At 41.5% G+C, this 15508-nt stretch carries 13 protein-coding genes and 2 rRNA genes; 7 read left to right on the top strand and 8 right to left on the bottom strand.

What is annotated here, in order from left to right:
* The first annotated feature begins 3 nt into the window (after positions 1-3).
* Both MP622_RS16395 and mnmC read left to right on the top strand, forming a co-directional pair.
* Complete coding sequence (locus MP622_RS16395; protein WP_243791837.1) at positions 4-519, top strand: hypothetical protein; 516 nt, start codon at positions 4-6, stop codon at positions 517-519.
* A 32-nt stretch (positions 520-551) separates the two neighbouring features.
* A complete protein-coding gene (gene mnmC, locus MP622_RS16390; RefSeq protein ID WP_243791835.1) occupies positions 552-2465 on the top strand; it encodes an FAD-dependent 5-carboxymethylaminomethyl-2-thiouridine(34) oxidoreductase MnmC in 1914 nt (637 codons plus the stop codon).
* Between the two features lie 71 nt (positions 2466-2536).
* On the opposite strand, the gene MP622_RS16385 is transcribed toward mnmC, so the two are convergent.
* Positions 2537-2851 carry a rhodanese-like domain-containing protein gene (locus tag MP622_RS16385; RefSeq protein WP_016166248.1) on the bottom strand — a complete coding sequence of 105 codons (315 nt, stop codon included), beginning with the start codon at positions 2849-2851 and terminating at the stop codon, positions 2537-2539.
* 91 nt (positions 2852-2942) lie between these two features.
* Here MP622_RS16385 and MP622_RS16380 point away from each other — a divergent pair, with 91 nt between their 5' ends.
* On the top strand, positions 2943-3431 hold the full coding sequence (locus MP622_RS16380) for a YajQ family cyclic di-GMP-binding protein (RefSeq protein WP_243791833.1): 489 nt from the start codon (positions 2943-2945) through the stop codon (positions 3429-3431).
* A gap of 34 nt (positions 3432-3465) precedes the next feature.
* On the top strand, positions 3466-3963 hold the full coding sequence (locus tag MP622_RS16375) for a DUF4442 domain-containing protein (RefSeq protein ID WP_243791831.1): 498 nt from the start codon (positions 3466-3468) through the stop codon (positions 3961-3963).
* A gap of 48 nt (positions 3964-4011) precedes the next feature.
* Here the strand turns inward: MP622_RS16375 and MP622_RS16370 are convergent, their stop codons facing one another.
* The 3 genes from MP622_RS16370 to MP622_RS16360 are packed head-to-tail and all read right to left on the bottom strand — an operon-like array spanning position 4012 to position 5790.
* Positions 4012-4434: an acyl-CoA thioesterase gene (locus tag MP622_RS16370; RefSeq protein ID WP_116760535.1), complete on the bottom strand. Its 423-nt coding sequence runs from the start codon at positions 4432-4434 to the stop codon at positions 4012-4014.
* A 34-nt stretch (positions 4435-4468) separates the two neighbouring features.
* Positions 4469-4894, bottom strand: a complete 426-nt coding sequence (gene trxC, locus MP622_RS16365; RefSeq protein ID WP_243791829.1) for a thioredoxin TrxC — start codon at positions 4892-4894, stop codon at positions 4469-4471.
* Entirely contained in the window at positions 4891-5790 is a 900-nt protein-coding gene (locus MP622_RS16360) for an alpha/beta hydrolase (protein ID WP_104441440.1), read from the bottom strand. The genes trxC and MP622_RS16360 overlap by 4 nt, the downstream gene beginning before the upstream one ends.
* 124 nt (positions 5791-5914) lie before the next feature.
* On the opposite strand from MP622_RS16360, the gene MP622_RS16355 reads away from it, so the two are divergent.
* Both MP622_RS16355 and MP622_RS16350 read left to right on the top strand, forming a co-directional pair.
* A complete protein-coding gene (locus MP622_RS16355) occupies positions 5915-6250 on the top strand; it encodes a TIGR01244 family sulfur transferase (RefSeq protein ID WP_016166254.1) in 336 nt (111 codons plus the stop codon).
* Positions 6243-6668, top strand: coding sequence for a sulfur transferase domain-containing protein (locus MP622_RS16350; RefSeq protein WP_044739062.1), 426 nt, complete (start codon positions 6243-6245; stop codon positions 6666-6668). Before MP622_RS16355 ends, MP622_RS16350 begins: the two co-directional genes overlap by 8 nt.
* Positions 6669-6818: 150 nt before the next feature.
* Here MP622_RS16350 and MP622_RS16345 read toward each other — a convergent pair whose 3' ends face one another.
* Positions 6819-8849, bottom strand: a complete 2031-nt coding sequence (locus tag MP622_RS16345) for an Ig-like domain-containing protein (RefSeq protein ID WP_243791827.1) — start codon at positions 8847-8849, stop codon at positions 6819-6821.
* A gap of 150 nt (positions 8850-8999) precedes the next feature.
* Here MP622_RS16345 and MP622_RS16340 point away from each other — a divergent pair, with 150 nt between their 5' ends.
* On the top strand, positions 9000-10382 hold the full coding sequence (locus MP622_RS16340; protein WP_243791826.1) for a dihydrolipoyl dehydrogenase: 1383 nt from the start codon (positions 9000-9002) through the stop codon (positions 10380-10382).
* On the opposite strand, the gene MP622_RS16335 is transcribed toward MP622_RS16340, so the two are convergent.
* From MP622_RS16335 to MP622_RS16325, 3 genes are all read right to left on the bottom strand, one after another.
* Positions 10372-11967 carry a Na/Pi symporter gene (locus MP622_RS16335; protein WP_243791824.1) on the bottom strand — a complete coding sequence of 532 codons (1596 nt, stop codon included), beginning with the start codon at positions 11965-11967 and terminating at the stop codon, positions 10372-10374. The genes MP622_RS16340 and MP622_RS16335 overlap by 11 nt on opposite strands.
* 268 nt (positions 11968-12235) lie before the next feature.
* Positions 12236-12350 (bottom strand): 5S ribosomal RNA (rrf, locus tag MP622_RS16330).
* Between the two features lie 207 nt (positions 12351-12557).
* Positions 12558-15449: ribosomal RNA gene (locus MP622_RS16325) — 23S ribosomal RNA — on the bottom strand.
* Positions 15450-15508: the final 59 nt, after the last annotated feature.

The following is a 15508-nucleotide window of genomic DNA, read 5'->3' as shown; positions in this document are numbered from 1 at the left end:
TTCATGCGCGCTGTTGTTCCTAGTTTACTAGGTCTTTCTTTATTGTGTTCTACAGCTTGGGCAGTAGAACCTGCACCAACTTCTCCAGCTCCTGCTGTAGCCTCTGCTGCCCCTACTGCACCAGCACCGACAGCGCCACCACAGACTCTTCCTGCGAACAAACAACGCGTGATTCCCGCAGTAGCAACGGTGAATCCAAATGGACAACCGCAAGAGGTTCAACCCCTTACAGCAGAACAACTTGCCAAAAATAAAGCCTTGCAAGATTTAAAAATCAAAGCTTTAGTCAAAGACCAATCCGTACGCCTGCAACAATTGGAAAAAGCCAATTTAGAAGCATTGGCTCAAAACCAAGAATTACAATTAAAAAACGATAGTTTAGGTGTTCAAGTTCAAGTACTACAAAGTGAACGTAGTGCGCAAATGTTTATTTACGGTGCGGTCACACTTGCTGTTGGCGTACTCTTGGGCTTTTTAATTGCCAGTTATGCGCAATCTAAACGTCGCCGCCAATGGTAATTTTCTGCGCTTCAATATAAAGGTTTTTACTTTTGTCACATGCAATACAAACGGCTGAGCTCGATTGGCATCTTGTCGATGGTATCGAGGTGCCTGTCTCTAAACAATTTGGCGATGTTTATTTTTCTAAAGACAATGGTTTATTAGAAACTCGCCATGTCTTTTTACATGGCAATGATCTCAGCCTGCGTTTGGCAAATTTAAGCGACTATGAATACTTTTCTATCGGCGAAACAGGTTTTGGTACAGGCTTAAATATTCTGGCGCTATGGCAAATGTGGCAACAATATCGTCCCGATAACCAGAGTCATTTACATGCCATAAGCGTGGAAAAGTTTCCACTATCCAAGCTAGACTTAATTCGTGCTTTAAATGCCTGGCCTGAACTCAAACCTTTAGCCGATCAACTGATTCAACAATATCCTTTACCTCTTGCCGGTTGTCATCGCCTCAGTTTCCCTGAGGAGCGTTTTAGTCTTGACCTGTGGTTAGGCGATGCGCATGAGGTTTTCCCACAAATGGAAAAGCTTCATCCTGTCAATGCATGGTTTTTAGATGGATTTGCACCTTCATGCAATCCAGATATGTGGCAAGAACAAGTGTTGAATCATATCGTAAGACTGTCCGACTACGGAACAACTTTTGCCTCATTCAGCGTTGCAGGTGTGTTAAAACGTGGACTAAAACAGCATGGCATTCAGATCACTCGTCCACGTGGCTTTGGGCATAAACGGGAAATGCTGAAAGCCTGTTGGATAAAGCCTGAATCCTCATCGGAAAGTGCTGCTACGCCTACAGCAACACCCAATCCAGTTGATGCAATGCGGCCTAAACAACGTCACATCGCGATTGTCGGTGCTGGCATTGCGGGTTTAAGCTGTGCTTGGGCTTTTGCCCAACGCAGACATTTAGTCACCCTGTATGATCAAAGCGCACCACTGTCGGGTGGTTCGGGCAATCCCTTGGCTTTACTCAATCCTAAACTGTGTCCGATTGAACAAAGCCATGAACACTTGATGACCTTGGCATGGCAGCATGCACTGCGCCACTATGCTCAATTTCAGGCTTTTCGCCCGATTCAAGTCAACCAAATGGCTTTGAAAAATGCCGATGATTTATTGGATTTAGCTACCGAATATCCTGAACATGTATTGAATACCTCAACCGCACAGGACTGCGCTATTGCAACTGATTTTCCGAGCTTAAATCTGCTGCAAGCAGGGGGAGTTTCTCCGCATGCATTACGTGATCAGATTCTTCAACATCCTCTCATTCAGTTTCAGCAAGCCACGATCAAGAGCTTTATTTCAAAACAAACTGTAGAAATCATGAATACTCAAGATCAGTGTCTGGGTGACTTTGATCATGTGATTGTGTGCTGCGCGCGCGAAAGCCAAACTCTTTTTGAACATTATCCGCTACTCAAACCCATTCGTGGTCAGGTCAGTTGGGTTAATAATCAGACTCAACCTTTAGCTGCCGATCAAGCCTATAGCTACGGTGGCTATTGTATGCAACTCGATGCTGAACATTTAATTCTAGGTGCATCTTTTTACCCAAATCGAGATGATTGCGAAGTGCTCGCAGAAGATCATGTGCATAACTTTAATCTTATCCACAGTGTGTTTCCAAGTTATGCACAATCCCTGCCTCCAACCTCGACTTGGCAAGGTCGTGCTTCAGTGCGTGCGCAAACCAGCGATTATTTCCCTATCTTAGGTCGCTTGGATCATTCGACTGAAATATATAGCCTAGCGGGATTGGGATCTAAAGGCTTTTTATTCGCACCACTGTGTAGTGAAATTTTGGCTGCAAAAATTCTTTCAGAAGCTTGCCCTGTTCCAAGTTCACTTTTGGAAAAGTTGGATATTCAACGTTTTGTAAAAAAATCTAAACCGAAGAAACCTTATTTTAAGGCTCATCCACATACGCAGACTGGAAATTAATTCTTTTTTATATTTCTGTTGTTTTTTCTTCTTCATTTACGAAAAAAGCGCCATAAGGCGCTTTTTTTGAATCAGGTTCCTTGTTCTAAAGGCAAACCCGCATCACGTGCCGCTCGTGTACCCCCCATCAGGACTACATACTCACGTGAATGATCTAAACTATCGAGAAGTTCAGCCGCACGTGGCGCCTTACTTCCACCACCACACAGAATGTAAATGGTCTGATCCGCAGACACCTGAGTCAAACAATCTGCTGACAAGTCTGCAATTGGCTGATTTACCGCACCTTTAACATGGGCTTCAGCATAAGCACTTGCGTCACGGACATCCCAGATGATGGCATCGTCTGGGAACTCAAATGTTGTAATTTCTTGTTTACGGATCATTGTGCACTCCTTTGATGTAAACAACACTTGGCAAATGAAGAAAACATCCCTAGCATCTCAGATATTCTTTCCCTTTGTAAAGGTCTATTCTATGCCATCGTTCGATATTGTTTCAGAATTAGAGATTTTTGAAGTAAATCATGCAGTTCAAAACACGCAAAAAGAAATTGCAACGCGTTTTGACTTCCGCGGACAAGATGTTTCTATTGAACTCAATGAAAAGTCTAAAGAAATTAAAATTAGTACTGAAAGTGATTTCCAATGCGAGCAAGTGTATAACATGTTGGAAAACCATTTTTATAAGCGCAAAGTGGATGTTCAAGCTTTAGATCCACAAAAACCAACTGCTTCTGGTAAAAATGTGATCCAAGTAATCAAACTGAAAGATGGTCTTGACTCTGATACTGCAAAAAAAATTAATAAAGCCATTAAAGAAAGTGGCATTAAAGCGCAATCTTCAATTCAAGGCGACAAAATTCGTGTGACTGATAAAAAGCGCGATACTCTACAGCAAGTCATGAATTTTTTGCGTGAACAACAATTCGGACTTCCATTGCAATTTAATAACTTTAAAGACTAATGTGAGGCCACCCCTAAACATCTAGAGGTATGATATGACTCAAAGCAATCGTTTATCCAAACTGGTCAACGCCACATCGAAATTCCCGCAAGGGATTCGAACTACCCTTTGGAGCAAAGCCTTTGGTCGTATTGTACCAATGGTCGGTACAGCCAATATTCGTTATCTGGAAGTTGACCAGCACCATGTGGTCGTACGCATTGAAAATCAACGTAATATGCAAAACCATATTAAAGGCGTGCATGCAGCAGCAATGGCGTTATTGGCTGAAACTGCAACAGGTTTTTTAACGGGTTTACATGTTCCAGATCATCGCATTTTATTGATTAAAAGCCTACATGTTGATTATTTAAAGGTTGCGCAAGGTGGACTCACTGCGACGGCAAGCTTAAGCCCAGAACAGCAAACGTTTATTGCAGAGCAGGAAAAAGGTGAATTGCTGATTCCTGTAACTGTAATTGATGATACAGGCAATGAACCGATTCAATGCCAAATGCTTTGGGCTTGGTTACCTAAGCGCAAGTCGGCTTAAAATAGAGACATAAAAAAACCAGCAATGTGCTGGTTTTTTTATTTAAGCTTAGGCAGATTGAGTGTTCATAAACTTCTGCTTCACTTCTTCAGGAATTTGACGTTTGTTGCCTTTCACATCTACAGCCACAAAAGTGAATACACCTTCTGTGACGCGTTTTGCCTCACGGGAGCTGTCATGGCTATCCCAGACTTCAATTTGCATTTGAATTGAAGTATTGCCAACTTTTAAAATTTTGGTATAACAACTAATCACATCCCCAACTTTTACTGGTACCAGAAAAGTCATTTGATTAATTGAAATTGTTGCACAACGCCCTTTACTAAAGCGTTCTGCGTGGATTGCTCCAGCCAAGTCCATTTGTGACACAATCCAGCCACCAAATACATCGCCACTCCAGTTGGTATCCGCTGGCATCGCGATGGTTTGAAGAGATAACGTCCCTTCTGGTTTTACATGAATATCTGACACGATTTCTCCAAGCCTATTGTGCTTTGACTAGGCATTAGACATTTGAATGTTGATCCAGCCACTGTTGTAGTTCACTCGATCTAAGTGCACCGCTTATTCTAGCAATTTCATTGGTTTTATTCATCAACACGAGAGTTGGAATACTGCGCACATGAAAAGCACTACTTAAACGAGGAGACTCTTCCGTATTAATCTTGGCAAAAATCACACGAGGGTTCTGTTTTGCCACGGCTGCGAAATGAGGAGCCATCATTTTACACGGTCCACACCAGTCTGCCCATAAATCAATCAAAATAGGTAAATCACTGTGCGTGATGAACTGACTAAAATTTTGTTCATTTAAATCAATGGGAGCTAGTGGAATCAAGGATTGATGGCACTGACCACAGCTGGGCTGGGCTTCAATTTTTTCTTCAGGCACGCGATTCTTGGCCAAACAGGATGGGCATACAATAATCATGAGCTGACTCCAATATGTTGATGTAAGAATTCTAATTGGGTCGAAATGGCTTTTTCAAACCACGGATGATGATAAATATCGAAATGTTTCATCTCCCATTCATAATATTGCACATAAGGTGCGATATTAGTAGCCGCTTCACGACTCGAAGCAATCGGCATTAAACTGTCTTCTTTGGCCGCAATAAATAGCACAGGAATATTGATTTTACGCACCTCCTGAATGGGGCGATAACGAATCAGATTAAAGAATACCCGTGCTGGAATTTCACCACTCCAAAAATAGTCTGGGTGAACAATCGACATATAACCTGAATAACTGTCCTCTGTCGGCATAAAACTAAGATCATCACGACTTACAACAGGTAAAGTTTTACAGGCCATCCCGACTTTACCCCCCATATAATCTTGACTGGAAATTTTTAGTGCTTTGGATAATTGAGGAATCGGGTAAAGTTTGGCCAGCTCACTACCATCGACCATTGGCACTTGCACCATCACCGCTTGAATATTTTTCAATTCACTGGCTAACGTCAAGACATAACCACCGCTCAGTGCTGTTCCCCACAAAATAATCCGTCGTGAATCAATCGACTTGCGTTCCTGAAGATGTGCAATCATCGTTCGCCAGTCGTCTAACTGAGAGCTAATAGAGACCAACTCACGTGGTCGCCCTGTACTCCCCCCCCAGTAGCGATAATCAAACAACACCACAGCGTAACCCGCTTGTGCAAATTGTTTCGCGTATTGCACCAGTTTAAACTGACGTAAGCCTGCCAAGCCATGTGCCATCAATATAACTGCTGGTTTATGTTCCGTTTTGGGCCGATAAAAATCTGCCGCAAGTACTTCCTGACCACTTTTGACATATAAAGGCTCGACCGTGTAAGCGTGCATACGCGCTCCAGTACGTTATTTTATGGTTGTAATCATTTATAAAAATTTCAACAGATTCAACAGTAGAATCTGCTTAATGCTATCATAAAGCATATATTGTTTAATTGGATGATGGAGTGACATAATGAGCGAAAATGTAGGCTTCGCAGGTCAAATCGGCCCTGAGCATGTAGAACAAGTTGTCGAAAAAGGATTCAAGTCTATTATCAACAACCGCCCAGATATGGAAGGTGGACCAGAGCAACCCACAAGTGCTCAAATTGAAGAAGCAGCACGTGTTGCAGGACTCGACTATGTCTATCAACCAGTCGTAGCAGGTCAAATTACCGAGCTTGATGTACGTACTTTTGCCAATCATTTTAATGAACTTCCAAAACCCGTTTTAATGTTTTGCCGTACAGGCAATCGTTCAAACAATTTATATCAACTGGCAAAACAAATGGATTTGCTGGATGATTAAGCAACTCTTGACTACATGCATTTTGTGTAGTGTTTTGCTGAATAGTACACCCCTTTTCGCTCAGAAAACTCAAATGCTTCAAGCACTGAGCGAAAACCTTACCGTGTCTGGTCAGCTTGATAACAAAACGTTTCAACTACTGTTAAAACAGGGATTTAAGTCTGTAATTGTGAATCGGCCCGATCAGGAAATGGGAAATAATGTTTCTGTCAGTCAGTTACGCAATATTGCGGAGCAATCTCACGTAAGTGTCATTTACCAACCTATTGAAAACGGTAAAATTACGCAAACAGATATCATTGAATTTTCAAAGTACTATAACGAACTTCCTAAACCCATTTTAATGATTTGCAAAAGTGGTCAACGCTCAAGCGAATTATTTAATGAAGCACGTAAACAAGGTTTATTACATGAATAAATTATTGATCCTTGTACTCTGTACTTCCATCCTATCTGCTTGTACATCTATGGATGTACGTCCTACGGTTGGTGTGAGTGTTGGAACATCAATTTAAATTTTCGCTCAAAAAAACAGCGCCGAAGCGCTGTTTTTTTATTTAAAACTCTTTTATTTGTAGTTGGTACATGTCGAATAATCTGTACCATAAGGACTCACATCATCTGGACGCCATTTACCATCAACATCATCCACATCAATATCAGCAACAGGCGGCATGAAGGATAATGCTGTTAAATTATCCTTAGTAGAAACCGTTGTGGAAGCATTAATATTAACTCGTAGCCAATTTGAATAATTACGTCCATAACGTACTTTAAAATCAAATTTCCCTTCCGAATTCGTTCTAAATGTTGCATTAGTCCCAAGAATTTTATTATCCGAACCTAAAATCGCAATTGGATTTGGAAATTCATTTGAAGGACATTCAATATATGTGGTTACTCTTTTCGCTACACTATTTTCATAAACAGTGTAATCACGCGACCAACGCCAATAAGCCAACCATGACCACATTCCATCACTGCCTTGTGAATAAGAATAATCACGCACCCAGTTAAAACGCCCCTTATAAAAACTTACTAAATCTAGAGAAATACTAATTTCTTGATTGGCAATAGGATTCCCTGCTGTATCTACTACAGACGCTGTAAATTCTTTATAATAATTGGTATTGTCATTCGCCTCTTTAATGACATTATGATTTTGCGCCACTGTAATGAAAGCAGACTGAGTTGAAACAGTTAATAATAAATTTGGTGAATATACAGGCTGAGGAGATGTTGCACTTGCAGTTGAGGCTTGAATTTCAACTCCACCGCCTAATGTTTGTGCTGAACCCGCTGTATAAATTACAGTTGCTCGACCTGTACTATCCGTTACTGCAGTTGGTTGTGACAGACTACCATCAGAAGATGTATCTTTAATTGTAGTAAATTTAACAACAACTCCTGGCACAGGTGAACCATTTTTATCTTTGACTAGTGCAATCACCTTGGTATTAGCTCTTGGGGCTAGAACACTCGCTTCAGATTGAAGTGTGATAATTGCTGGAGCACCCGCACTAATTTTCTGAGCAATATAAACGACATTAGACCCGAATTGCGCTGAAACTGTTGCAACAGATGAAATCGTACCAATTAAGTTTGTACTCGCATTACCCACCCATTTTCCATTTTCTTGATGCACATTTGTAATAGAAGCTTTAGTTGGAGTAACTGTTCCATTTGTGGTATCAAAATTCACCGTTTTACCAAGTAATTCCGCTTGTGATGAAGCATTTACTTGTACTGTTATTGTTTTACTTTCACCGACACCTACAGGATCTGTATTAGAAATAGGTTGAATTACATTATTAGAAACATTCGCAATTAAAGTGACTGAATCTGTAGTTAAAAGATTACTAATTGACTGATTACTGCCTGAAACAGTAATCTTACCCGTCAATTCTAACTTATGATTGGCTAATGCTAATACCGTGTTATATGGTACTTGGAATACAGCTTTACCAGCTGAATTAGTAACTAAGGTCGATCCAACCGTATTACCTACACTATCAATTAGACTAGCTGTTGCACCAACTAAAGGATTACCTACTGCATCTACTGCTGTGAGAGTTACATTGGCACTATTTCCTACTTCAAGTAAATTAACATCAGAAGTAATCGAAACAGTCGTACCTGTCACTGGAATTTCAATTTCTTGTTTTGCAGACCCAGAAGTAACAATAACCGTAATTGTTCTATTAATTCGTTGACTTAATGTAGAATTAATTAAGCTTACATCTATTGTTGTTATACCACTTTCATTACTAACGAGATTACTAGACTTGCTTAGGCTTGCACCAGAAGTTTGTGCATCTTTAATTTCAACTTTAACATTCGCATTTGCAATGACACCACCGCTTTTATCTAAAGTACGAATAGTTAAAGTTAATTTATCCTCACCACCTGCATTTAGACTACTTTTACTTTGTCCAATTGATAATAACTCTGCTGTTGGTGAAGTTACTGTTCCACCACTCGAATTTCCTCCAGAATTCTTATCTGGAAAATATCCATCACTCCCCCCTCCACCACAACTTGCCAATAATACTGCCAATGCAACAGTCGACAGTTTTAGACCAATCTGTTTATTATTCATCAAAATTCCCCGAATAACCTTTCTTCATTAAGTGGTAATTAAATTTTTAATTTGTCGTATGTAACCATATAAGTAGCTTTATGTAAATAAAGTCAGACCAAATGTTTTACTATGTTAATCTCAAGAGCATTAATTCAAATAATATCTATTATGTACGACATCATTATTATTGGTGCTGGAACAGCTGGACAGGCTGCATATAAAGAAGCAATCAAACACACATCAAATATTTTAATTGTGAATCATGGTCCTTGGGATACTACCTGTGCACGGGTAGGTTGTATGCCAAGCAAAGTACTCATTTCTGTAGCAAATCAACTGCATGATGCTCAATCATTAGATCAAATTGGTGTAACAACACATCTACATCCTGATTCCCAAAAAATCATGCATCATGTACAGAACTTAAGAAATCAATTTACACAAGCAGCTTTAAAAGATGTCGAACGCTGGGAAACAAGCCATAAAATAACTGGTCAAGCTCACTTTATTAATGCCTCGACAATTGAAATTAATCAAAAGCACTATCAAGCTCGGAGTTTTATTCTAGCTGTAGGATCAACGCCAAGTTTTGATCTTGAATGGAAAAAAGAATTAGGATCTAAACTCATTACTTCTGATGAAATCTTTGAACTGGAGCAACTGCCAGAATCTATCGCTGTGATTGGAAGTGGTGTTATTGCTCTTGAACTTGCGCAAGCATTACAGCGTTTAGGTGTTAAAACTACGATATTTGCACGTAGTCGAAAAGTCGGAACATTAACCAGCCCTTTACTACAAAAAATGGCGCAAGAGCTGTTAAGTCAAGAAGTTGAAATTAAATTCGAAGTGTTACCTACACACGTTGAAAATTCCAAAGATGGTGTACAAATCACCTATCAGGAATTTGGCCAAGAACACTGTCTAGTCGCAGATTATTTATTGGTTGCCACAGGACGTCGTACATTATTAGATAATTTAGAGTTAGAAAATATAAATGTTCAATTTACAGATCTAAAAAACTTACCTATCCATACAGCAACCAAACAGCTTGCACACTATCCTATTTTTGTTGTTGGTGATGCCCATACCAACACACCTATTCAGCATGAAGCTGCACATGAAGGTCGCAATGCTGTTTTAAATTGCTTAAATTTAAATAAGATCAAAAACATTCGAAATTTAACTCCACTAGGAATTGTATTCTGTGAACCAGAAATGGCTATTGTGGGTCAAAGTTTTAAGCAACTTGAAAGCAGTAAAGTTCCTTTTGTAATAGGGTATGTTTCTTATGCCCGACAAGGACGAGCACAAGTCTTAAGGAAAAATTATGGTGCCTTAGAAGTCTATGTCCATACAAAGAGCCGTAAAATTTTAGGTGCAGAATTACTAATGACTTCCGCTGAACATTTAGCACACTTACTTAACTGGATGATTTCTGAAGACTGCACACTTGATCAGCTACTGGAAAAACCATTTTATCATCCAACTTTAGAAGAAGGCCTTAGAACTGCATTAAAGCATGCTCGACGTCAATTAAATGCTATTCAATAGCATCTTGATCTTGTTGTTGCAACAATACTGCAACTCTTTGTGTATGGGCGATAAGATGAACAATCCAACGTTGTGCAGCCAATAAATCCAAGGTCTGAGAAACTGTAAGTTGATGATTTACTGAAGCATGCATAATCTTCTGACGAAGAAATTCTTGCTGCTCATTGCTCGCTTGCTCTAACTGAATTAAATCATTCACAAAATCTATCGGAAATTTTGGAAATGGTGTTGTTTGTAAATATTCAATTTGTCCTTCCAAATGCGTAACCAATGCTAAGGGAAGTTCTTGTAAGATTTGCTGCTTCTTAAGCAATTCAACTTGCGCAACATCTTGTAAATCATTTCTCAAAACTCTGATATATACCACTAATCTGAGCAAGAGAATTAGATGCTGCTGATCACTGTGAGACTGTGGAACGGACATGCGCTCTAAGTAGGATTCTACAGTTTTTATGGTTGCATCCATCTCATTGGTATTAATCATTGTAGAAATAATTTCACCACGAATAAATTTAATCAGTAAAGAATAGATATCAGTTAATGTTTGCAGCAAAACACGTTCTGTTGCAGCTATAGCCAGTGCAGGTACACTGTATAAACTATCATCCAAGTAGCGTGTTAATGAATTTTCTTGCTCAGGTAATAACCTTAATAGTAGGTGCTCAAATCGGCCAATAAACGGCATAAAAATTAAGGCACCGAGCAAGCTAAAGCACGTATGAAACGCAGCAACGATAAGAATAGGGTCCAAATGATGGATAAAGGCCATATACTGATAAGCCCATAAGAATCCAGGTAATAACAATAAAAAAGCAAAAATTGCAGTCACAACATTAAAAATGACATGTACAGCAGCAGTACGTTTTGCACTGGTAGTCGCCCCTACTGCGGCCAAAACTGCGGTAACAACAGTCCCAACATTTTGACCTATTACCAAAGCTAAGGTTTGCTCCAAGTTAATCGCTTGGCTCGCCAAAGCCGCTAAAGTTGCTGTAATTGCTGCACTCGATGATTGCAACAAAATCGTCATCACAAAACCAATCAGTACTAAAAGTAATTTACTTAAAAGACTTTCTGTTGGCCAACGACTTAAATCAACTGAAGCAGCAACCCCTGCCATAGCTTGCTGTAAAACATCTATTCCAAGAAATAATAAACCAAACCCAGCAATGGTCATTCCCATTAAAGCCAGACGATCTTTAGCCAGTAATTTTAAGATTGCTCCAATAGCAATTAAAGGTAAGGCGATTTTTGAGATTGAAAATTTTAAACCAAGTAATGCGACCATCCAACCTGTACTGGTGGTACCGATATTGGCTCCAATAATTACACCAATTGCATTACTAAATGTCAGAATACCAGCGCTAACAAATCCAATAGTTGCTAAAGTCGTTGCTGTAGATGATTGTACAGCAATCGTGATGGTAATACCCGAAAACATTGCTTTTAAGGGAGAGTCCGTGAAGCGCACTAGCCATCGTCTCAATGCTTCCCCCGCAATAGCTTTAAGGCTATCGGTCATTAAACTCATTCCTAATAGAAATAAGCCAATACCTCCACACAACTGTAATAAAATATTCAGCACAATCATTCTCGATTTATAGTTCTTATCATTTCACAGGTTTATCATAGAATATGAGAGAAATAAAATTTGATCTTATAATATAACTCTGTGTATTTCAGACTTTTAATCCTTAATTAAGAAATAGCCTTAAAGTTAGAAGCAGGGACTTTAAGGTTATCTATGCTAATCTTGAGCTATTTTGAACGTATTTTTTAAACCAGTTATTATTCATTATTTTCCATATAAAAAAACACCCCCTTCTTATTAGAAGGGGGTGTTTGAATTAATGAGCTGGCGATGACTTACTCTCACATGGGTAACCCCACACTACCATCAGCGCTAAGAGGTTTCACTTCTGAGTTCGGGAAGGGATCAGGTGGTTCACTCTTGCTATTGTCGCCAGCACAACTGTTTATGGATACTTGCTTGGTCTTAAGTTTACATTTCTGTATGTGCCAAGGTTTTTTCCAAATGAGTTATTAACGGATTAGTTAACTGAGTCGAATTTTATGTTCTAGCTTTCACTAAATCAAGTTTTTTGTTTCAGATCAGGGTTAACTGATCTTTTATGAATCGATTATAAGCTTTAAATACAACTGCTTGGGTGTTGTATAGTCAAGCCTCACGAGCAATTAGTATTGGTCAGCTTCACATATCACTATGCTTCCACATCCAACCTATCAACGTCGTAGTCTTCAACGGCTCTTTAGAGGACATAAAGTCCTAGGGAAATCTTATCTTGAGGTAGGCTTCCCGCTTAGATGCTTTCAGCGGTTATCCCTTCCGAACATAGCTACCCGGCGATGCGACTGGCGTCACAACCGGTACACCAGAGGTTCGTCCACTCTGGTCCTCTCGTACTAGGAGCAGATCCTCTCAAATTTCCAGCGCCCACGGTAGATAGGGACCGAACTGTCTCACGACGTTCTAAACCCAGCTCGCGTACCTCTTTAAATGGCGAACAGCCATACCCTTGGGACCTGCTTCAGCCCCAGGATGAGATGAGCCGACATCGAGGTGCCAAACACCGCCGTCGATATGAACTCTTGGGCGGTATCAGCCTGTTATCCCCAGAGTACCTTTTATCCGTTGAGCGATGGCCCTTCCATACAGAACCACCGGATCACTAAGACCTACTTTCGTACCTGCTCGACTTGTGGGTCTCGCAGTTAAGCGCGCTTTTGCCTTTATACTCTACGCGTGATTTCCGACCACGCTGAGCGCACCTTCGTACTCCTCCGTTACTCTTTAGGAGGAGACCGCCCCAGTCAAACTACCCACCAGACATGGTCCTCGTCCCGGATAACGGGACAGAGTTAGAACCTCAACATTACCAGGGTGGTATTTCAAGGACGGCTCCATTGGAACTGGCGTTCCAACTTCAAAGCCTCCCACCTATCCTACACAAGTAAGGTCAAAGTTCAATGTCAAGCTGCAGTAAAGGTTCACGGGGTCTTTCCGTCTAGCCGCGGGTACACTGCATCTTCACAGCGATTTCGATTTCACTGAGCCTCTGCTGGAGACAGCGCCGCCATCATTATGCCATTCGTGCAGGTCGGAACTTACCCGACAAGGAATTTCGCTACCTTAGGACCGTTATAGTTACGGCCGCCGTTTACTGGGGCTTCGATCAAGAGCTTCGCTTACGCTAACCCCATCAATTAACCTTCCAGCACCGGGCAGGCATCACACCCTATACGTCCACTTTCGTGTTTGCAGAGTGCTATGTTTTTAATAAACAGTTGCAGCGGCCTGGTTTCTGTGGCTGCCAATAGCTCAGGGAGCAAGTCCCATCACCGTCAGCAGCGTACCTTCTCCCGAAGTTACGGTACCATTTTGCCTAGTTCCTTCAGCAGAGTTCTCTCAAGCGCTTTGGTCTACTCGACCTGACCACCTGTGTCGGTTTCGGGTACGATTCCTGTGTAACTGAAGCTTAGAGACTTTTCCTGGAAGCATGGTATCAGCCACTTCACTGTACAAGTACAGCTTGCTATCAGTTCTCAGCATAGAGTACCCCGGATTTGCCTAAGATACATGCCTACAACCTTCCACCTGGACAACCAACGCCAGGCTGACTTAACCTTCTCCGTCCTCTCATCGCATTACACAGAAGTATTGGAATATTAACCAATTTCCCATCGACTACGCCTCTCGGCCTCGCCTTAGGGGTCGACTCACCCAGCCCCGATTAACGTTGGACTGGAACCCTTGGTCTTTCAGCGAACGGGTTTTTCACCCGTTTTGTCGTTACTCACGTCAGCATTCGCACTTCTGATACCTCCAGCATACTTCTCAATACACCTTCATCGGCTTACAGAACGCTCCCCTACCACTTGACTAATGTCAAATCCGCAGCTTCGGCACATAGTTTTAGCCCCGTTACATCTTCCGCGCAGGCCGACTCGACTAGTGAGCTATTACGCTTTCTTTAAAGGGTGGCTGCTTCTAAGCCAACCTCCTAGCTGTCTATGCCTTCCCACATCGTTTCCCACTTAACTATGATTTTGGGGCCTTAGCTGGCGGTCTGGATTGTTTTCCTCTTGACTACGGACGTTAGCACCCGCAGTCTGTCTCCCGGATAGTACTCATAGGTATTCGGAGTTTGCATCGGTTTGGTAAGTCGGGATGACCCCCTAGCCGAAACAGTGCTCTACCCCCTATGGTATTCGTCCGAGGCGCTACCTAAATAGCTTTCGGGGAGAACCAGCTATCACCAGGCTTGATTAGCCTTTCACCCCTATCCACAAGTCATCCCCTGGCTTTTCAACGACAGTGGGTTCGGTCCTCCAGTTAGTGTTACCCAACCTTCAACCTGCTCATGGATAGATCGCCTGGTTTCGGGTCTACACCCAGCAACTAAACGCCCTATTAAGACTCGATTTCTCTACGGCTCCCCTATACGGTTAACCTTGCTACTGAATGTAAGTCGCTGACCCATTATACAAAAGGTACGCAGTCACCGAACAAGTCGGCTCCCACTGCTTGTATGCATGCGGTTTCAGGATCTATTTCACTCCCCTCACAGGGGTTCTTTTCGCCTTTCCCTCACGGTACTGGTTCACTATCGGTCAGTCAGGAGTATTTAGCCTTGGAGGATGGTCCCCCCATATTCAGACAAGGTTTCACGTGCCTCGCCCTACTCGACATCATCATGTAAGCCCTTTCGTGTACAGGACTATCACCCACTATGGTTGCACTTCCCAGAGCATTCCACTAAAACTTACATGACTTAATGGGCTTTTCCCCGTTCGCTCGCCGCTACTGAGGGAATCTCAATTGATTTCTTTTCCTAAGGGTACTGAGATGTTTCACTTCCCCTCGTTCGCCTTGCAACACTATGTATTCATGTTGCAATACCTACCTTATAGTAGGTGGGTTCCCCCATTCAGAAATCTCCGGATCAAAGGATATTTGCCGCCTCCCCGGAGCTTATCGCAGGCTATTACGTCTTTCATCGCCTCTGACTGCCAAGGCATCCACCACATGCACTTAATTACTTGACTATACAACCCCAAACAGTCGCTAACACATACAAGTGAGTGTTATCGTTGCAAACTTAATT

The sequence above is a fragment of the Acinetobacter sp. PK01 genome (assembly GCF_022819285.1).
GTDB lineage: Bacteria > Pseudomonadota > Gammaproteobacteria > Pseudomonadales > Moraxellaceae > Acinetobacter > Acinetobacter tandoii.
This window is presented reverse-complemented; position numbering and strand designations above follow the sequence as displayed.